The organism is Angelakisella massiliensis (genome assembly GCF_900104675.1).
Lineage (GTDB): Bacteria > Bacillota > Clostridia > Oscillospirales > Ruminococcaceae > Angelakisella > Angelakisella massiliensis.
Map to the genome: position 1 here is coordinate 660,351 of NZ_LT629945.1, position 19,182 is coordinate 679,532.

A 19,182-nucleotide genomic window follows, 5' to 3' on the forward strand; every position below is an offset into this window, starting at 1 on the left:
CGGGAACCATATTTCCATCAGACGTTTCCGTACAGTCTGGTCCAGATCTCCGGCATAATGGGATTGTCCGCTTTGACTGTCAGCCCCTGGAAATCCTCCGCCTTTTCATCATCCCGCAGCTCCCGGGCCATCAAAACGATCCGCTCCCCTTCAAAGTCGTAGCCGCAGGTGGACAGGGTGATCAGCTTGTCGCTGGCATTGACTTCCACCGGATTGGAGATGAGGGAACGGGCCTTTACTTCTTCCAGGAAGCTGTTCATTTCCGCGGTGGTTTTGAAACGCAGCTGGTTATGATAATCAAAGACATCCCCCTGGCTTTCCACCGTATTGGTAAGAAAAACCGCGAACACCACATATTCTGTCTCGTCATGGAGGGTGGAGAAGGTGATGGTGGGATTTTCATTGACAAAAGCCGGATCCTTGTACTGTTCTACCACATAGAACATATTCTTGGTGCGGTTATAGTTGTGACCATAGAGCACCAGGTTATCATCATTGGGCTCCAGCTGATTTCTGGAATCCAGAAACACTGTTCCGTGAGGATCGTCATTGCCGTAGAAGTCGTGCTTAAGGTAATAGTCATTATCCTCACCCTGCACCACCGGCACGCTGAGGCTTCCCGCCTCCAGCCAGCCGATGAGATCAGGATTGATTTCCATCAGCTCTGAAAAACGGCTGTTGATATACTCTCCTTCCTCTATGGAAGCGCCCAGAGGCAGCTGGCTGCTGCTCTCCTCATACAGTTTTTTCAGTTCCTCCTGCTGGGCCTTGTTGGCCGCGTCAGCCACATAGGTTTGTACGATCACGCCGATGCAAACCGCTGCCACCAGAATAAACACCAGCGGCAGAAAACGGCGCAGTCTGTTGCTCCACTGCTCGTTCATATATCTTCCTCCGAAGGATGGAAAAGATCGGCTGCACTTTTAAAAAAGAGGCTGTCCTCAAGGAACCCATCTGCCCAGGATCCAAAAATTTTTTTGATCCTTCTGCCGCAGCGCGGAAATCTTTTCCTGATACTTGAAAATTTATCCGGCAGGCTATACCGGATCTTGCAGTGGTTAGTGTACCATGGAACTGTGAACTTTTTTCCGCAAACTTCTTCCAAAGAGGTTACAATACGGGGGTTATTCGGTATCAAAATGGCTCCACAGCTGTTTGAGCACCAAAGGAGCCACTGTTCCGGAGGAAAGTTCCCGCAATTCCTTTTCCAGCCGCGGCAGCCTCTCCTGACGCAGCAGCAGCCTCATCTGTACCCCTTCTCCAAACTGCGTATCCTGTATCACCGCGCCATAGGAGGGCAGCAGATAGGTGAGCTTGCCGTAAAAGCTGTAGTCCACATCCAGCTCCAGCTCTACCGCCGGACACATATGAAGGACCTCCGCGGCGTCCACCGCGCATTTGGCGCCCTGGGTGTAGGCCCGCACCAGCCCGCCGGCCCCCAACAGCACCCCGCCGAAATACCGGGTCACCACCACCGCTACATCCACCAGCTGTTCCCGGAGCAGCACCTCCAGCACAGGGCGTCCCGCTGTGCCCTGGGGTTCCCCATCATCGGAAAAGCGCTGCAGCTGCCGGTCCCGAAGGACATAGGCATAGACATTGTGGGTGGCCTCCCGATGTTTTTCCCGGATGCTGTTAATAAAATCCACTGCCGCTTCCTCGGTGGTCACCGGAGCGATAAAACCGATAAACCGGCTTTTCTTCTCCACAAACTCGTCGGATGCTGCCGCCGCGATGGTTTTGTAAGGCTGTGCCATAATAGCCGCTCCTTTCCTCTGAAGGATACAAAAAAGGCGATGCAATACCTTGATTGCACCGCCTTTTTGTCCATACTTTGCGATTGACCGATGGATTTTAGCCTCTCTTGAAGCGTCTGTTGAATCTGTCAACACGACCACCGGTGTCTACCAGCTTCTGCTTGCCGGTGAAGAAGGGATGGCACTTGGAGCAGATCTCCACGCGGATCTCAGGCTTGGTGGAGCAGGTCTCGATGACGTTGCCGCAAGCGCACTTGATAACCGCGGGGCCGTACTTGGGATGGATACCGTCTTTCATGGATTTCACCTCGTTTCAGTCTGGGAAAGCTGTTTTCCGGGGGCAGAACGGCCCGGGGGGGCAGCCTTCTGATGTGAAATATGTCCCATGGACATAACACAAAAATGTTATCATAAACCGTCTGAAAAAGCAAGAGCTTTCAATGATTTTTCCCAGGTTTTTTCTGGCTTTCAGTCAAAAAATCCTTTCTGGCCCAAAGCCGGAAATCCCCTGATGAACACATCTTCGAAAATCAAGCCATCAGGCTTCTGGGCAGATTGGGGGCGGCGGTTTATCCGACGCCCCCCTTTGGCCGCCTTGAGCGGGCAGGCGTCTTTTTTCCTCATTAAATGGAAATCACCCTCACCCGAAAAAAGTCAGCAGCGACCAGACGGCATCAAAAAGGCGCGCTTGTGACCCCAAAGGGCACAGGCGAGCCTTTAGCCGGACGGAAGCGGAACTTTGCTCTGCCGAGCAGCGAGTGGATTGTCCGGCTTTACCCGGACCTGTCCAGGTTATCTGGGCAACCGGCGAGCGGGCGGTTTTGTCCAAATCCGGACAGGAGCAGAAACTCTCCCTCCAATCCGTTCTCCTTAACACTGAAAGGTACCAGCCAAAACAGCGGCAGGCTACTTCCCTTTTTTCCTTATAAAATGAAAATCACTTCCGCCCCCAAAAGGTTGCTAGCGCAGCGGAGGCGTCGTAAGGGCGCTTGTACCCTCAAAGGGCACAGGCAACCGAGCAGCCGGAGCAAGCGGGACCTTTTTGGGGAGAAGGAGCGGTGGCGGAGCGTCCGAGGAATACCCAATTCTTAATTGGGTGTTCCGAGAGCAGCGCAGTCCACCGTGACGCGGGATTCCAAAGGGACGAGTCCCTTTGGGTGTAACCCCTGGCACAAACCTGCTCCAGCACCCACTCAGGAAAGAGACACCATCTCAGCCTTCAGAAAACAGCGAGCGGCTTTGTCCGGCTTTACCCGGGCAAATAGCGAGCGGGCGATACCGTCCCTGCCGAGACAGGAGCAGCGGTTCTCCCTCCAATCCGTTCCCCTTAACACTAAAAAGTACAGGACAAAACAACGGCAGGCAGATTCCCGGACTAACCAGCTCGCTACAGCCTCAACGGTGGGTTTCCAAAGGGACGAGTCCCTTTGGGCGTAACCCCTGGTACAAACCTGCGCCCCACTCCCGTGTCTTTTTCCCTGCAAAACCTGCCGGGTTACAGCCCCAGCAGCTCCTCGGCGGCAGCCTTCACTTTGGCCAGCAAATCCTGAGCTTCCTCCAGGGTGGCAGCTTTGAGGGAATAATACAGCTTCAGCTTGGGCTCTGTACCGGAGGGACGGACGATGAGGCTGCCCGCCTCGCCCAGACCATATTCCAGCACATTGGCGGAGGGGAGATCAATCTGCGTTTCCACGCCATTCTCCACCCGGCGGGAGGTGCGGTAATCAGCGGTATAGCTGACGGGGATACCGGCAATCTGGGTGGGATGACCGGCCCGGAGTGTTTCCAGAATACCGCTCATTTTGGCCATGCCGTCGCTGCCCTCAAAGGTATAGCTGTCCACCTTGTTGAGATAGCGGCCGTATTTAGCGTACATCTCATCCAAAGCCTGGCCCAGATGTTTGCCCTGCTTTTTGTACCAGGCAGCCATCTCGCAGATGAGCAGAGAGCCGTCCACAGCGTCCTTATCCCGGACATAACCGCCGGACAGGTAGCCGTAGCTCTCCTCAAAGCCCAGGAGGAACCGGTCTTCCTCTCCCGCCTGCTCCAGACGCATGATCTGTTCGCCGATATACTTGAAGCCGGTGAGGACCGCCCGCACCTCAATACCATACTCCTTGGCCACCGCCTCGGTCATGGTGGTGCTGACAATGCTCTTGACCACTACGGGATTTTTGGGCATGGTGCCGTTGGCGATGCGGGACCGGGCGATATAATCCATCAGCAGTACGCCCATCTCGTTACCGGTGATGAGGCGGGGCTTGCCGTCCTGGAGTACTGCGGTGCCCACCCGGTCGCAGTCGGGGTCAGTAGCCAGCAGCAGGTCGGCCCCCAGCTTTTCCACCAAATCCAGACCCAGCTGCATGGCCTGGAGGATCTCCGGGTTGGGATAAGGGCAGGTGGGGAAATTGCCATCGGGCATCTCCTGTTCCTTGACCACGGTGACGTCAGTGATGCCGATGCGCTCCAGAGCTGTCAGTACGCAGCGGCGTCCGGCGCCGTTGAGGGGGGTATATACCAGCTTCAGGCCGGCATCCTTGCACAGGCCGGGATTCACCTGTTCCTCCAGCACACGGCCAATATACCGCTGAACCAGTTCTTCGTCGATATACTGGATCATGCCGCTGTCCAGCCCCTGCTGGAAGGGAACGTGGCGCACACCATCGAAAATATCGGTTTTAAGAATATTGCTCATCACAGCCGAGGCAATTTCACCGGTGATCTGGCAGCCGGTCTCATCATAGGCCTTGTAGCCGTTGTACTTGGAGGGATTGTGGCTGGCGGTAATATTGATGCCCGCGTCACAGTGGAGCTCCCGCACCGCATAGGACAGGGCCGGTGTGGGCATCAGCTCCCGGTAAATATAGGCCTTGACGCCGTTTGCCGCCAGCACCGCCGCGCTCTCCTGGGCAAACAGGGTGGAATTGATGCGGCTGTCATAAGCGATGGCCACCGAGGGGGTCTTTTTCACCGTCAGAAGATAATCCGCCAGGCCCTGGGTAGCTCTGCGGACGGTATAGATGTTCATCCGGTTGGTGCCCGCTCCCAAAACACCCCGGAGACCGGCGGTGCCGAACTCCAGATCGCAATAAAAGCGGTCCTTGATCTCCTCCGGCTTTCCCTGGATTTCCGCCAGCTCCTTGTTGAGAGCCGGGTCCTCCAGCGCTCTGGACGACCAGTTTTCATACTGCTGCATGATCTCCATACTTAAAAGCTCCCTTCCGCCCTTGTGGAGGGCACCAATTCACACTTCATAACCGGACCCGGCGGCCCTGGAGCAGCCTGTCCTTACATACATTTATGATAATCCATCACAGAAAATGTGTCAATCGATTCCAGGGGAAATTTGCCTGCCTTTCCCCATGCCCAGGGGTGATGTTCCATGTTGTAATTCCTGACGGAAACCGCTATACTGAAAAAGAAGACAACCTAATCCCAAAAGCTTTTCAACACAGCGGCGAGGCTGTTGGAGCGTATCTTCCAATCGCCCGCCCATCATGGCTTAGGGCCAAAAAGGGGGACTGCCTGTGTACTGCGCCCTTTCCTCTCTGGGGCTGGAAGGCATCGACAGCTATCCGGTGACAGTGGAAGTGAATTTTTCCCGGGGAATGCCCCATTTTGATGTAGTCGGTCTGCCGGACGCGGCGGTGCGGGAATCCAAAGACCGGGTGCGGGCCGCCCTTGCCAATCTGGGCTTTTCCCTGCCGGATGCCCGGATCGTGGTGAATCTGGCTCCCGCGGACACCAAAAAAACCGGCTCCCTTTATGATCTGCCCATCCTGCTGGGGATTTTGTCCGCCTCGGGACGATGTACCCTTCCTTTGGAGGGAAGCGCCTTTGTCGGGGAGCTTTCCCTGGACGGCCAGCTTCGGCCGGTCAATGGGGTGCTGTCCATGGTGCTGGAAGCCCGCAGGCAGGGCCTCCAGCGGATTTTCATCCCCTACCAGAACGCCGCCGAGGGCAGCGCTGTGCCGGACTTCCCGGTGTACCCTGTCCAGCGGGTGGAGGAGATCATCGCTTTTCTCCAGGGGAAAAGCCCTCTGGAAAAAGCTTCGGAGATGACCTTTACCGCTCCCGCCCAACCACCCATGCCTGACCTGGCTGACGTCCGGGGACAGGAGAACGCCAAACGTGCCCTGGAGGTCGCCGCTGCCGGGGGACATAACCTGCTGCTCATCGGGCCCCCGGGCACCGGTAAAAGTATGCTTGCCAAGCGTCTGCCCTCCATCCTGCCGCCCCTCTCCTTTGAGGAAGCGGTGGAGAGCACCCGGGTTCATTCCATTGCCGGAGCGCTGCCTCAGGGGCTGCCCTTGCTGACGGTCCGGCCTTTCCGGGCGCCTCATCATTCCATTTCTTCCGCCGGTCTGGTGGGGGGAGGAGCGCCTCCACGCCCCGGAGAGATCTCGTTGGCCCACAATGGGGTGCTGTTTCTGGATGAGCTGCCGGAGTTTCCCAAGGCGGCCATGGAAAGCCTGCGTCAGCCCCTGGAGGATGGCACTGTCACCATTTCCAGAGCCGCCGCCCGGGTCCGTTACCCCAGCTCCTTTATGCTGGTGGCCGCCATGAACCCCTGCCCCTGCGGCTATTTCGGACACCCCACCCGACCCTGCCGGTGCAGTCCCACCAAGGTGGCCATGTACCTGGGGCGGATCAGCGGTCCGCTGCTGGACCGGCTGGATATTCATGTGGAGGTGCCGCCGGTGGACTATGACGCCCTCTCCTCCGCCGCTCCGGGGGAATCCTCCGCTCAGGTGCGCTCCCGGGTGATAAAGGCCCGGCAGCTTCAGCAGCAGCGGTACAAGGATGCGGGTATCCCCTGCAACGCCCGGTTAACTCCAGCTCTGCTGCGCCGTTTCTGCTCTCTTACCGACGACGCTGCCGCCCTTCTCAGAGCCGCCTATGATAAAATGGGCCTGTCCGGCCGCTCCTATGACCGGCTGTTGAAGGTCTCCCGAACCATCGCGGATTTGGAAGGGAGCGAAACGATCAACTCAGACCACATCGCGGAAGCCATTCAGTTCCGCAACCTGGACCGGAAATACTGGCAGCCGGACGTATCGGAGATGTAAAACCACCTGCCATCAGATATCAGCCTCGATGGAAGCTGCCCTCACTCTTTACGGTTTGCTGGGGAGAGATCTCCAGCCCAAACAAAAGCCTTTTATCCAGGGGATGGACAGCAGAAAAACCTTCCCATCATATCCACAGGAGGTAAGCCATGAAGCGAAAGCAAAAAATAAGGTACTGGGCGATCCTTTTTCTTCTGGTCATTGTGGCAGCGGCAGCCGCTTTCTTCCGGGAAAAGCCGATGATAAAGCAGGAGAACAACCCTCAGATCACATTTATCAGCGCTACCTTTGAAAAGGATGGCAGCACCTACGATGCCGACATTCCCGGAGAAGAAATTTCACAGCAGCTCAATGACGCCCTCACCTCCCTGTTCCTTGAGGCGAAAATCCGAAACCGGTTCTTTCTTCCTCCGCAAAACTACACCGTTTCGGAAAACTCGGTGTATTTCACAATCAAAGTATCGCTGGAACAGGCGGATACCCTGTCCATGCTGGTGAATCTCTGCAATCTTCCCTCATATAATTCCGCCCAGTTCGGCGATACCCATTATCATATTTCCGGGCAGGAGGAGTTATATGAAAAGGTATATGACCTGCTGGAGGATACCATATCTGTTTATGCCGTAAAACGGTAATCTGCTTTTTTCTGTCCCTGTGGGGCGGCTCCTGCATGGAGTTCTCCAAAACAAACATTGTATAAAGCGTCCGGGCCCCTTCCCACAACGGAAAGAAGCCCGGACGCTTTGTGTGTACGAGGAATCTATGAAATTTTCTCTTTTTTCAGCAGCAGGAGCAATCCTGATACACCCAGCGGATGGCATCAGGGAAACGGACCCGCCATTCCTTCTGGTTGTGAATGGCGTCGGGATAGATATTGTACTTGATCCGCTCTGTGGGTACCCCATGATCCAGATAATTCTGATAGAGATCATTGGCTCCCTGGAGGAACTCCTCCTTGGTGGTCATGCGGCCAAACTCATTGGTGCCCACATCCATATAGATGTATTTCAGATGATCATAGGAACCGGCATCCAGAGTCTCCTTGAGGCAGTCCATCCAAATGCAGACAGCGCTGCTCATGGCCAGCAGCCGTCCAAAGACCTGGGGATAGGTGAGGGCAGCGTAGATGCTGATCAGGCCGCCGGTGCTGTAGCCGCAGATACCGGTCCACTCCGCTTCGGGCTTGGTGCGGTAATGGGCGTCGATCCAGGGCTTGAACTCCCCTGTCAGCCAGGCCAGATATTCCTTGCCTTTGCCCTCGATGCGAGGCTCAAACTTCTTTTCCGGCGGAACATCGAAATTCTTGGTATAGGGAGAATATTGGGCAGTACGCAGAGCATGGTCCTCGGGGGATTCGATGGCCACCAGGATGATCTCCGGCATAAATTTGCCGTAATCCTTGTAATACTGCTCAAAGCGGAGGCTCTCCGCGCCCCAGAAGGCCTGGTCGTCCCGGAAAACATCCTGGCCGTCGTTGACATAAAGCACAGGATAGGACTTTCCGCTGTTCTCATAACCATTGGGTGTCAACACCCGTACCCGGACAGGACGGTCCAGTGTGGTAATTTTGGTGTCAATAACATCAATTTTCATTTTTGTCTCCTTTCACCGCGGGGCGCTGGGCCCCAAAGCTGTCACAGGTCGCGGAATACCCACCGTACAGCGTCTGGAAATCTCAAACGCCAGGCACGCTGGTCATGGGTCATCCCCTCGATCACCTGATACTGCAAATGGTCTTCATCAAATCCATAACTGATAAAGCGCTGGTTCATAATGGCCGTACCCGCCATGTATTGCTCCGGGGTGGTATAACGCCCCTGTTCCCTGGTGCTGACGTCCAGATAAATATAGCGGACATGATCCATATTGCTGCTGTCCAGGGTCTTGTCCAGGCAGTCCATCCAGATATAGAAAGCACCGCTCATCACCAGCAGCCGGGAGAAATACTGGGGATAGCACAGCACCCCATAGGTGCTGACAATGGCGCCGGTACTGTAGCCGCCCAGGGCGGTGTATTCCCCTTCGGGACGTGTGCGGTAGTTGGCGTCGATCCAGGGTTTCAATTCACCGGTGATCCACTCCAGATAGGCTTTGCCGTCCCCCTGAATGTCCGATTCAAAGTTGACCCCCTCCGGCACCTCAAAGTGCTTGGTGTAAGGGGTATACAGCTTGGTGCGTACAGCATTGTTCATGGGGCAATCGATGCCCACAATGATGATTTGGGGCAGATAGCGGCTGTATTGGCGGTAATACTGGGCATACCGCAGGCTGTGTCCATTGACCGCGTCCTCGTCATAAAACAGGTCCTGTCCGTCGTGCATATACAGCACCGGATAGCGGCAGCTGCTGGTCTCATAGCCATCGGGCGTCATGACCCGGAAGGTCACATCCATGTCCAAGGAAGTCAGCTTGGTCTGATATACCTGGATATTCATTTCCCACCTGCTTTCTCTGCGGTCTGCGGTTGCTCCGGGGTCAGAAGATCCCAAGCCATCTTGGACAGCAGCAGTGTATCCCCATTGCTCAGGAGAGTCTGATAAACCGGTTCTTTCCTCATTTGGGTCAAATGCCAGGAGGCATGAAGGAGCTTCTTGTTTGAGCCGGCCTTCATTTCTTCCAGCAGCACTCCATAGATAAAGCTTTCTATGACCAAAAAATCATTGAGCCGTATTCCCTCCTGCCGCAGCAGATCCTGATGACAGAGGGGGCACCGCTCCCACTTCAGTTCTGATAACGGCAGCAGCTCCGGCTGACAGGCCAGGGCCTGTTCATCCACATCCAGCAGGTACAGCATCTGACCGTCCACTCCATAGATGCAGTTTTTACCAGAATCTTTCCCGACAGATAAAGCGTATCCTCCCATCGGCACAGCAATACCGGCTGGAAGCTCTCCTCCGTTCGGCGGTAGCCAAAGGTGAATCGCCGCTGCGGAGGGATTCCCCAATCATCCATCCCTTTCTCCAGCCGCTCCAGGCTCTTCTGCTCCAAAACGGCCAGCTCCGCCAGAAGTTTTCCCTGCTGGCGCTTTCCGTACAGCAGGGCCAGCGCCAGGTAGCAAAGACCGATCAGCAGAAATACAGGATTGCTGGTAAACATATACAGCACCGTGGGCACCAGTACCAGCAGCAGGCGCTGATTATTCTCCCGATGGAGGCGCACCCATCGCAGGGTATAGTCCCGATAAGGACCATTCACCTGAAACTCCAGTTGTTTTCTCTGCTGTTTCATTCTTTCACTCTCCCGGAAAGCGGCGTTGCCGCCTGAGTAAGATCAAAAGACAGCCGCGAGCCATCTGATCGCCGCGGCTGTCTTTTCACAATGCCGAAGCATTGGGCTGCAATGAGCTTTTAAAGGAATCTGCCAAAGAAGAAGGATGCTACTACCAGCATGATGGCGCCGCCGATACGGGAAGAGATCTGCGCGTAAGACATCATTTCCATCCGGTTTGCCGCGCCCAGGCACTGAACGTCGCCGGAGCCGCCGCCGTTGGCCATGCACAGACCAGCGGTCAGCATGGATTCCACAGGATAGAACTTGAATACCATACCCATCAGATAGGTACCGATCATAGCGCCCGCCACAGTGGCGATGATGATCAGCAGGTTGGCAGGGTTGGTGAACACCTTGGCATAGTCAGACAGGTTGGTGCCGATACCGACAGTGATCATCAGCGGGAAAGACATATACTTGACGAAGAACATCTGCATGCCCTTGGCGCCAGCCCGGATCTCGGGAGGCAGGATGTTGGAGATGTTCAGGATCGCCACCAGAATGACCATGAAGGCGAACTGATGGATGGTAAAGCCCAGATCCAGGTGATTGTTGATGATGGAGATATGGTTTGCATAAAGGGTAGCCAGGTTGTAGCAGAACAGACCCAGAACAAGGCCGGTGGCATAGTCCATGGGACCGGGCTTGATGCTGGCAGCAGGATCATTGCTGCCGACGTTCTCAAAGCCCTTCATCAGCTGGCCGTTACCGGTGAGGGAGGGCTTCGCCTGGCCCAGCTTATTGAGCAAAGCACTGCAGAATACTGCCACCAGGTTGCCCAGGCTGATAATGGCGAATGCGGAAGCAAACCAGGTGGAAGCGTCTCCGCCGGTGGCAGCTGCCCACATCTTGCTCATGGGCTGGATGCCGGCGCCATTGCCGCCGCCCATGATGGGAATGGCATAGGTCATGATGGCTTCCAGCGCGCCTACGCCGGTGACAGCGCCCACAATACCGGCCAGACCCAGAGCGCAGGCCACACCGGCGATGATGGTGGGAATATATCCGGCAAAAGAGCGGATGAGCATTTTACGGTCAACAGACAGAACGGAACCGGTGATCAGCACCAGAATGTACAGATCCAGGAAACCGGTGGTGCCGTTGAAGGTGTTCAGGGCGTCTTTGGCACCCTGGCCGATGAGATTGAAGGTGTTCAGGGCACCGGCTGCCAGGCAGGTAAACAGCATACCGCCGCCGAACCAGGTATTCCAGACCGGAATATGGTCGCCCACCCAGCCCAGAAGAGTACCGACAACCAAAGCGAAGCACAGCGCGCCCACCATGTTGGAGAGCATGATGTCCTTGGCTGCCACGAAGATCATCACAACAAACAGGATCAGGAACATCCACAGCGGAAATCCCAACAATTTGGTTTCTTTCAATTTGTTCATTTTCGCGATCCTCCTCACTTTACGACAACAGATGATAAATCGATTTACCTCATGCCCTTATGATAGTCACATTTTGTCGGAAAGTCAATCTCATTTTATAAAAATCATTGTTTTAACAATATTTTTTTGTATCTTTTGTGCATTTTCCCTTGCGAAATCTATCAAAAATCCCGATTTGTTGGATTTAGTAAAACGTTTTTACTTCTTTTGTTTGATTATTTGTGTCAAATAGTCTAAAATAAAAGTGAACTCCCGGGAGTGTTTTTGAAAAAGAGGTGTGCGAAATGGGGGTCACCATCAAGGATGTGGCTAAAAAAACCGGGCTGTCCATCACCACGGTTTCTCTGGTTCTCAACAAAAAAGACAACCGGATCTCGGAGCGGACCCGGCAGCTGATCGAATCCGCCGCTCAGGAGCTCAACTATACGCCCAACCCCACGGCGGTCAGCCTGGTTACGAAAAAAACCCGGATCATCGGATTGATCCTGCCCGAAAACGGATATTACCATTTCTCCACTCTGCTCCGCTCAGTGGAAAGCGCCTGCCGCAATGCCGACTACTATCTTATGGTCTCCATCGCCAGGCCCGGAGCGGAGGACGCTTTGCTGCAGATTGAAAATTTCATCAAGAAAAAGGTGGACGGCCTGATTTTTGATCCCAGCTGTCTGCCCATTGACTCTCCCGGCTACCTGGAAGCCCTCAGCCGGGTCAATATACCTGTGGTCTCCCTGGGATGCGTGGGACAGCGGCTGCTGGCCAATTCCATCGCTCCTTCCCACCAGCAGGGGGGCTTTCTGGCGGTGACCCATCTGCTGGAACTGGGTCACCGGAAGATCGGATGCATCACCGGACCAGCTGTTTATGACAGCTCCCTGAGTTTCTGGCGGGGTTATCGGGACGCCATGGAGGAATATGACCTGAGCGTGGATCCCCTTCTGCTTTTCCAGGGACCCTATGGGGTGGAAACCGGACACACAGGTTTCCGGAAGCTGATTGATCATGGCATCACAGCCATCGTGACCGCTTCGGATTTGATTGCCTGCGGCGTATGGCATGAAGCCACCCAAAAGGGGCTTACCATACCTGATGATCTGTCCATTGTCGGCTATGGAGATTCCTTCCCCACCTCTTATTTTAACGGAGAGTTGACCAGCATCACCATGCACTTCGACCGCATTGCCCGAAAGGCGGTCAATCTCATCCGTAAATGGGACGAGTGTAATGGCCCCCTGCCTCCTGAAACGATCTTTCCCTCGTTGATTTCCCGAAAAAGTTCGGCGCCCCCGCAAACTGTCCCTGCTATATGAGCACCCGTTTTTCATCAGGATACCGGGAGATTTTCGGCTCCGGCTTACAGAACATCCACCTGTTTCTGTGGAGCAAACTTCTTCGTTTTTCTCAAACTGATTGCTGGGCAGCCTGAAGAATAAGGGCGGCGGAGACTTGCATCTCTGCCGCTGCTTCCAGGGGAACCCGGTCCCCCTGGATATGCCGCCTGGTTCCTGACGAAACCAACGGCGATACCCCCGGTTTCGCGCCCTGGTGGGCGCGGGTCGTGGTATAAAAATCAGGCGCATGTCCTGATTTTTATGATTTTCAATTTTTATTTGTTCCTTGAAAATAAACTTTTTTACAGTCTAAGGGCGGCGGAGATTAGCATCTCCGCCGCCCTTAACGTTTTTTATCAGGTTTCTGTCAGAAAGGAGAACCCAAAACACCCAAGGTTTTCACGCTTTCTGCGGGTCACGCTTTTGCTCCTGTGCGTCCTCCATCCGGGATTGCCGGCGAAGCCGCTCCAGAATCAGCGCCATCAGCAGCGAACAGGCCCACACTGCCCGAAGGCCCCACCACTGGGTACAAGCGGTACCCAGTGCGGCTCCCACACAAAAATAAAAGATGATACAAAAATAATGGAAGCTGTTTTTTCCCGCCTGGCCATCATGGTCAAACCACCAGCGGCACAACTGATCCACTGCCGAACGAAGATTGCCTGTGCACATGGTAGTGGCGTAGGGCAGCCCGGAGACCTTACGGAAACTGTTGTACTGCATGGCAGAGGCGAAGGAAATGGTTACCGTCACCACCGGATTGGGCACCGAGGCAGGCAGCAGACCGATCACCAGCAGAATCGCCGCGTCCACCCCCAGCACTACCCGCCGCCAGCCATCCCCTCTCTGGGCGGCGCAGACCCGGCTGATGTATTCGGTGACGATGATGCCAATGGTAAAGGCGGTGATGGGGACAAAATAATAAAGGGCCTGGGTCCATTCCCCTCTGGTGAAGCGCATACTCAGCAGCACCATGTTTCCGGTTTGGGCGTAGGCAAAAACGCCGCCCCGGGTAATATAAGTATATGCGTCCAGAAATCCCCCGGCAATGGCCAGCAAAATACCTGTTTCCAGCCGCTCATGGATTTTATCCATTCTGACCTTCTCCTTTCCTTCATCCCCTCTTGGGCAACGCATCCCAGCCTGAACTGGGGAGGGACGAATTTTCATTGCAATGACCCCTGTACCGTGAAAAAACTCAAGATGATTTCTCTGGCATCAGCGCTCCGGCTTTTCTTCTGAAAAAAAGACGAAGCAAGCGACATATCGCCTGCCCCGCCTGAAAAGTACAGACCAACCCCGGGTCTGCCACAGAGCACCTAAGCTTTCACAGAAGCAAAACAAAAAGCCTGGAGCCTGATGGCTCCAGGCTTTTGCCTGGTGCGGATGACAGGACTTGAACCTGCATGCTTGTGGGCATATGAACCTGAATCATACGTGTCTGCCAATTCCACCACATCCGCATTTTCAGTTGTCGTGGTTCTTTTGGTTTCCCGAAGAACGCTTGCTTATTATAGCATCGCTTTAAGCCGGTGTCAACACCTTTTTCTATTTTTTTCGCAAAAATTTTTTGAGGTGGATTTCTGAGGTCAGACAGTTTTCGACCTTTCCTTCCCCGCCCGCTTTTTATGGTGCGAAAACGGCTCTCTTTCTCCTTGGATTCCCTTTCAATTCCACCTGAAACCGTTGAAATTTTACGCCGCGGAACGTATAATAGGTACTGTTCGGACTTTTTGATTATTGATATCACTGCAGTCTCCGGCCATCCGGCAGACTGGGAAAGGGAGCGTCTGCTTATGAGCCTGCAACCCTCTACCAAAGCATCGGTCTTTTTTGACCGTCTGAAAACAAAACAGGTCGCCATCATCGGCATCGGCGTCAGCCACACCAACCTGATCCGTATGTTCCATCAGAAGGGGATCCCCGTGGTGGTCTACGACCGCCGCACCCGGGAAGAGCTGGGGGCTATCGGGGATGAGTTTGAATCCCTGGGCATCCCCATGGAGCTGGGTCCCAAATATCTGCGCCGCCTGGGCGGGGATATCATTTTCCGCACCCCCGGTATGAATTTCCATTCCCCTGAGCTTCAGGCCGCCCGCCGGGCCGGTTCCATCATTACCAGTGAGGTGGAGGTATTCTTTGACCTCTGTCCCGCCACCACCATCGGCATCACCGGCAGCGACGGCAAAACCACCACCACCACCCTCATTGCCGAAATGCTCAAGGAAGCGGGAAAAACCGTTCATCTGGGCGGAAACATCGGCCGGGCGCTGCTGCCGGATATTGAAAAGGTGCAGCCGGAGGACTTTGTGGTGGCGGAACTGTCCAGCTTCCAGCTGATCTCCATGCGCCAAAGCCCGGATGTGGCGGTGGTCACCAACGTCTCTCCCAATCATTTGGACGTCCATAAAGATATGGAGGAATATATCGAAGCCAAGGAGAACATCTTCCTCCACCAGAATGGCTTCGGCAAAACCGTTCTCAACGCCGACAACCTCATCACCAATGGCTTTGATAAGCTGGTGCGGGGCCGCATTGAAAAGTTCTCCCGCCTCTCCGCTGTTCAGCGGGGCGCCTGGATGGACAATTCCGGCGTCATCTGGTACTCCGACAATGACAGCCAGACCCGTCTGCTTCGCTCCGAGACCCTGAAGCTGCCGGGACAGCATAACGTGGAAAATTTCCTGGCTGCCGTCACCGCCGTTTGGGACTATGTCCCCAAAGAAGCCATGCGCAAGGTGGGCACCCAGTTCGCCGGGGTGGAGCACCGCATCGAGTTCGTCCGGGAACTCAATGGTGTCAAATGGTATAACGATTCCATCGCCACCAGCCCCACCCGTACCATCGCCGGACTGCGGTCCTTCGATCAGAAGCTGATCGTCATCGCCGGCGGTTATGACAAGCACATTCCCTATGAGCCCCTGGCTCCCGAGATTCTCAGCCATGTGAAGGTGCTCATTCTTACCGGCGCCACTGCCCCCCGCATTGAGGAAGCGGTCCGCAGCTGCAAGGGCTTCAGCGAAAGCGGCCTGGCTATTCTTCACGCCGACAGCCTGCCGGAAGCGGTGCATCTGGCTCAGGTAGCTGCCGGCCCGGGGGATATCATTTCCCTTTCTCCTGCCAGCGCCAGCTTCGACCAGTACCCCAATTTTGAGGCCAGAGGCCGCTACTTCAAAGAGCTGGTCAACGCCCTGGAGTAAAGGCGCCCCCCTTTTGATGCTGCCGGGAGAGAGAATGCGTTCTCTGCCCAACGGTGACTTTCTTTTGTTCGTTTTCATAGTTGAGGGGGCGGCAGGCCGATTCGCCGCCCCCTGCCTTTTCTGGCCTTTTGTCATGTAACGCAGCATCGTCCCTTTGAGGACTTTATCCATTGGCGGAAAACGTTCTCTATGATGGCATTTTTCGGATTTTCAAATAAAAGGAGGTATTTCTTCTATGACAGAGGAACGTATCTTGGACATGGCCCGACGCCTCACCCAGGTCCATGGGGTGAGCGGACGGGAATACCCTGCCGCTGCCGCGGCGGCGGAACTGCTGGCCCCCATGGGACAGGTGGAAATTTCTCCTCTGGGCAGCGTCTGCTGCACTGTCTGCCCCGGCGCTCCCGATGCCCCTCATATTGTATTGGAAGCTCATCTGGATCAGATCGGTCTGATCGTCACCCACCTGGAGGAAAACGGTTTTCTCCGGGTAGCCAACGTGGGCGGCTTTGACCGCCGTCTCCTTCCCGCCGCACCGGTGACCATCCACACGGAAAACGGAGATTTTCCCGGTGTGATCGCCTCGGTGCCACCTCACCTGGCTTCTGATGAGGACCGGGAAAAGCCCCCGAAGATTGAGGATCTGCTCATTGATACCGGCTGCTCCACCGAGACAGCCCGCCAGCGGTTCGCTCCCGGGGATCTGATCACCCTGGATGGCCATTTCACCCTGATGAACGAGAAATATCTGGTGTCCAACGCTCTGGATGACCGCATCGGCTGCGTATCGGTCATCGCGGCGGCGGAAGAGCTTCACCGCCTCCAGCCCGGCTGGAAGGTGACGGTGCTGCTGGCCTCCATGGAGGAGATTGGCGGCGGCGGCGCACCCACCTCCGCTTTCCATCTCACTCCTGACCAGGCTATCGCCGTGGACGTCACCTTCGGCAACGGCTTTGGCATTCCGGAGCATCGCTGCCGCAAGATGGGAGGCGGCCCCTGCGTGGGCATTGCTCCCGCGGTAAACCGGGAAATGGCTTCCCGGCTGATGGCAGTGGCGGAAGCCGCCGGCATCCCCTGGCAGCCTGAGGTGATGGGAGGACGCACCGGCACCGATACCGACGCCATCGCTTCCTCCGGACGGGGTGTCCGCACAGCACTGCTGTCCATCCCCCAGCGGAATATGCACACCATTGTGGAAACCATCCATCTGGATGACGTGATCAACACCGCCCGGCTGATGGCGGAGTATGTAAAGGAGGGTGCGAAGGCATGACCATCTATGAACGTTATCAGGACATGGCCGCTCTCCGGGGTATCTCCGGCTGCGAAGACCAGGTCCGGGAATATATTCTTGGGGCGGTGGAGGGCTTCTGCGAATCCGCTGAGACTGATCCCATGGGCAATCTCATCGTTCACAAAAAAGGTCTTCACCCCACAGCTCATAAAGTGCTCCTGTCCGCCCATATGGACGAGGTGGGTTTTATCATCACCTATATTGAGGATTCCGGTATGCTCCGTTTCAGCGCCGTGGGTGGCATCCTGCCCCCCGTTACCGCAGGACGGATGGTGGAGGTAGGACCCAACCGAATCCCCGGCGTCATCGGCTGCAAGCCTATCCATGTCCTCACCCCGGAGGAAAAGGAAAAATATACTCCCCTGTCGGAAATGCTCATTGATATCGGCGCTTCCAGCAAAGAAGAGGCGGCCAAAATGGTCACTCCCGGGGACCAGGCCACCTTTATGGGGTCCTGCACCGATTTAGGAGAAGACTGCTTCTGCGGCCGGGCCGCTGATGACCGGGCCGGCTGCGCCATGCTCATTGAGCTGATCCGCCGTCCCCTTCCCTATGACTGCACTTTCGTCTTTTCCGTTCAGGAAGAGACCGGCTGCGCCGGAGCCAAGGCCGCCGCTTTCTCCCAGCGCCCCGAAATCGCCATCGCCGTGGAGTGCACCTCCGCTTCCGATTTGGCGGGAGTGCCGGGCCACAAGACCGTCTGCGCCCTGAACAAAGGCCCTGTGATCTCCTTCATGGACAAGGGAACCATCTATGACCGGCAGCTGTACCGGGATGCCTGCGCCGCCGCTGACAAAGCGGGGATCCCCTGGCAGACCAAAGAACTGGTGGCCGGCGGCAACGAGAGCCGCAGCTATCAGGCGGGGGCTGCCGGAGCCAAGGTGCTGGCGGTATCCACTCCCACCCGGTATATCCATTCCGCTTCCTGCGTCGCTTCCAAAAAGGACCTGGAGGATGGAGCAAAGCTGCTGGAAGTGCTGATTGAAACCTTCGGCGGATGATTGCCTGGATCAATCCTGACGACCCCCGTCTTTTCTCGGCGGGGGCCCATCCATGTCTGGCCCCTCTGACTCAGTCCTGGGCGGCACTCCATCGTCCAGGCGCCCCGGTGGAATGTTGGCTGGCGGTGGCGGAGGAGGAAGGACCCGCCCGGGGGACTGTCTGTCGGGTGGGAAACGGAACCGTTATCGCCTCCCTGCCTCCGGAGGATTGGGAAGAGGGAGCCGCTTTTCTGCGGATGATTGGCTTTGCCGCTCTGGAAACCAATCTTCCCCCTTCTTTTTTCCCCGAGCTTGAAGCAACAGAATTTGCAGCCATGATCTGTCCCCACCTGATTTCACAGCCACCTGTGGGACCAGAAGTGGAAGTCCTCCCCGCCCAGGAATGGGAGCCTCATTTGAATGTGGGCACCTTTTCCACCCTCCAGTGCCGGTGGGGCGCTCTACCCGGGGAAGCACGGGATGGATTTCTTTCCACCAGCCTCCTGCGGCAGCGTCAGGGACTGGGACAAAGCTTCTTTTTCCTTCTGGGTGGGGAACCAGTCGCCCTTTCCGCTGCTTCTCCCCTGGGCCATACCTGGGGCACTGTAGGGGCGGTTGCGGTGGACCCCAAACATCAGGGCCGGGGACTGGGGCGTCTGGCCGCATGGCATGCTGCCCGCTTTATAAAGGAACAGGACAAGGTTCCTGTTCTCTGCTGCGTTCCCCCCCTTGCAAAATTGTATCGTCCCCTGGGATTCGAGGAAATCCAGCCGGTGTATCGATATGTGGCCAAGGGATGAGAGGGCGGTCTTTTCCCAGGTATGTGAAGCGAAGATTTGTGCCGGGGGACAGGGAAGTACGAAGGGATGCGCCCAAAGGGACTCTCGCGGGGG

At 55.9% G+C, this 19,182-nt stretch carries 18 protein-coding genes and 1 tRNA gene; 8 read left to right on the plus strand and 11 right to left on the minus strand.

Annotated features, from left to right (window positions below; all coding sequences use genetic code 11):
• Nucleotides 1-17: 17 nt before the first annotated feature.
• The 3 genes from srtB to rpmE form a co-directional block, all read right to left on the minus strand.
• Nucleotides 18-884 (minus strand): class B sortase, encoded by an 867-nt coding sequence (srtB, locus tag BQ5383_RS08445; protein ID WP_071431066.1) that lies wholly within the window; start codon nucleotides 882-884, stop codon nucleotides 18-20.
• A 240-nt stretch (nucleotides 885-1,124) separates the two neighbouring features.
• Nucleotides 1,125-1,757 carry a YigZ family protein gene (locus BQ5383_RS08450; RefSeq protein ID WP_071431068.1) on the minus strand — a complete coding sequence of 211 codons (633 nt, stop codon included), beginning with the start codon at nucleotides 1,755-1,757 and terminating at the stop codon, nucleotides 1,125-1,127.
• Between the two features lie 97 nt (nucleotides 1,758-1,854).
• Entirely contained in the window at nucleotides 1,855-2,055 is a 201-nt protein-coding gene (gene rpmE, locus BQ5383_RS08455) for a 50S ribosomal protein L31 (protein ID WP_071431071.1), read from the minus strand.
• Between the two features lie 87 nt (nucleotides 2,056-2,142).
• Between rpmE and BQ5383_RS20720 the strand changes: the two genes are divergently transcribed.
• Entirely contained in the window at nucleotides 2,143-2,451 is a 309-nt protein-coding gene (locus tag BQ5383_RS20720; protein WP_139193388.1) for a hypothetical protein, read from the plus strand.
• Between the two features lie 801 nt (nucleotides 2,452-3,252).
• On the opposite strand, the gene BQ5383_RS08460 is transcribed toward BQ5383_RS20720, so the two are convergent.
• Nucleotides 3,253-4,962, minus strand: coding sequence for a phospho-sugar mutase (locus tag BQ5383_RS08460; protein WP_071431073.1), 1,710 nt, complete (start codon nucleotides 4,960-4,962; stop codon nucleotides 3,253-3,255).
• Nucleotides 4,963-5,284: 322 nt separating this feature from the next.
• Between BQ5383_RS08460 and BQ5383_RS08465 the strand changes: the two genes are divergently transcribed.
• Nucleotides 5,285-6,826 carry a YifB family Mg chelatase-like AAA ATPase gene (locus BQ5383_RS08465; protein WP_071431075.1) on the plus strand — a complete coding sequence of 514 codons (1,542 nt, stop codon included), beginning with the start codon at nucleotides 5,285-5,287 and terminating at the stop codon, nucleotides 6,824-6,826.
• A gap of 149 nt (nucleotides 6,827-6,975) precedes the next feature.
• On the plus strand, nucleotides 6,976-7,461 hold the full coding sequence (locus BQ5383_RS08470; protein WP_071431077.1) for a hypothetical protein: 486 nt from the start codon (nucleotides 6,976-6,978) through the stop codon (nucleotides 7,459-7,461).
• A 145-nt stretch (nucleotides 7,462-7,606) separates the two neighbouring features.
• Here BQ5383_RS08470 and BQ5383_RS08475 read toward each other — a convergent pair whose 3' ends face one another.
• The 5 genes from BQ5383_RS08475 to BQ5383_RS08495 all read right to left on the minus strand — a co-directional run bounded on the left by BQ5383_RS08475 (nucleotide 7,607) and on the right by BQ5383_RS08495 (nucleotide 11,487).
• The gene (locus BQ5383_RS08475; protein WP_071431079.1) at nucleotides 7,607-8,419 is read right to left on the minus strand and encodes an alpha/beta hydrolase; all 813 of its coding nucleotides are present in this window, start codon (nucleotides 8,417-8,419) and stop codon (nucleotides 7,607-7,609) included.
• 41 nt (nucleotides 8,420-8,460) lie between these two features.
• Entirely contained in the window at nucleotides 8,461-9,261 is an 801-nt protein-coding gene (locus tag BQ5383_RS08480) for an alpha/beta hydrolase (protein WP_071431081.1), read from the minus strand.
• Nucleotides 9,258-9,620: a hypothetical protein gene (locus tag BQ5383_RS08485; protein WP_071431083.1), complete on the minus strand. Its 363-nt coding sequence runs from the start codon at nucleotides 9,618-9,620 to the stop codon at nucleotides 9,258-9,260. The genes BQ5383_RS08480 and BQ5383_RS08485 overlap by 4 nt, the downstream gene beginning before the upstream one ends.
• Nucleotides 9,548-10,054 (minus strand): hypothetical protein, encoded by a 507-nt coding sequence (locus BQ5383_RS08490; protein WP_071431085.1) that lies wholly within the window; start codon nucleotides 10,052-10,054, stop codon nucleotides 9,548-9,550. The genes BQ5383_RS08485 and BQ5383_RS08490 overlap by 73 nt, the downstream gene beginning before the upstream one ends.
• A 119-nt stretch (nucleotides 10,055-10,173) precedes the next feature.
• On the minus strand, nucleotides 10,174-11,487 hold the full coding sequence (locus BQ5383_RS08495) for a 2-hydroxycarboxylate transporter family protein (RefSeq protein WP_071431087.1): 1,314 nt from the start codon (nucleotides 11,485-11,487) through the stop codon (nucleotides 10,174-10,176).
• Nucleotides 11,488-11,771: 284 nt separating this feature from the next.
• Between BQ5383_RS08495 and BQ5383_RS08500 the strand changes: the two genes are divergently transcribed.
• Entirely contained in the window at nucleotides 11,772-12,794 is a 1,023-nt protein-coding gene (locus BQ5383_RS08500; protein WP_071431090.1) for a LacI family DNA-binding transcriptional regulator, read from the plus strand.
• Between the two features lie 420 nt (nucleotides 12,795-13,214).
• Here BQ5383_RS08500 and BQ5383_RS08505 read toward each other — a convergent pair whose 3' ends face one another.
• Nucleotides 13,215-13,910, minus strand: coding sequence for a YoaK family protein (locus tag BQ5383_RS08505; RefSeq protein WP_071431092.1), 696 nt, complete (start codon nucleotides 13,908-13,910; stop codon nucleotides 13,215-13,217).
• Nucleotides 13,911-14,193: 283 nt separating this feature from the next.
• Nucleotides 14,194-14,278 (minus strand) — tRNA-Leu (locus tag BQ5383_RS08510).
• Between the two features lie 333 nt (nucleotides 14,279-14,611).
• On the opposite strand from BQ5383_RS08510, the gene murD reads away from it, so the two are divergent.
• From murD to BQ5383_RS08530, 4 genes are all read left to right on the plus strand, one after another.
• Nucleotides 14,612-16,015, plus strand: a complete 1,404-nt coding sequence (murD, locus tag BQ5383_RS08515) for a UDP-N-acetylmuramoyl-L-alanine--D-glutamate ligase (RefSeq protein WP_071431094.1) — start codon at nucleotides 14,612-14,614, stop codon at nucleotides 16,013-16,015.
• A 235-nt stretch (nucleotides 16,016-16,250) separates the two neighbouring features.
• Complete coding sequence (locus BQ5383_RS08520) at nucleotides 16,251-17,288, plus strand: M42 family metallopeptidase (RefSeq protein WP_071431096.1); 1,038 nt, start codon at nucleotides 16,251-16,253, stop codon at nucleotides 17,286-17,288.
• Nucleotides 17,285-18,310, plus strand: coding sequence for a M42 family metallopeptidase (locus BQ5383_RS08525; protein WP_071431098.1), 1,026 nt, complete (start codon nucleotides 17,285-17,287; stop codon nucleotides 18,308-18,310). The genes BQ5383_RS08520 and BQ5383_RS08525 overlap by 4 nt, the downstream gene beginning before the upstream one ends.
• Nucleotides 18,307-19,089 (plus strand): GNAT family N-acetyltransferase, encoded by a 783-nt coding sequence (locus BQ5383_RS08530; RefSeq protein WP_071431100.1) that lies wholly within the window; start codon nucleotides 18,307-18,309, stop codon nucleotides 19,087-19,089. The genes BQ5383_RS08525 and BQ5383_RS08530 overlap by 4 nt, the downstream gene beginning before the upstream one ends.
• Nucleotides 19,090-19,182: the final 93 nt, after the last annotated feature.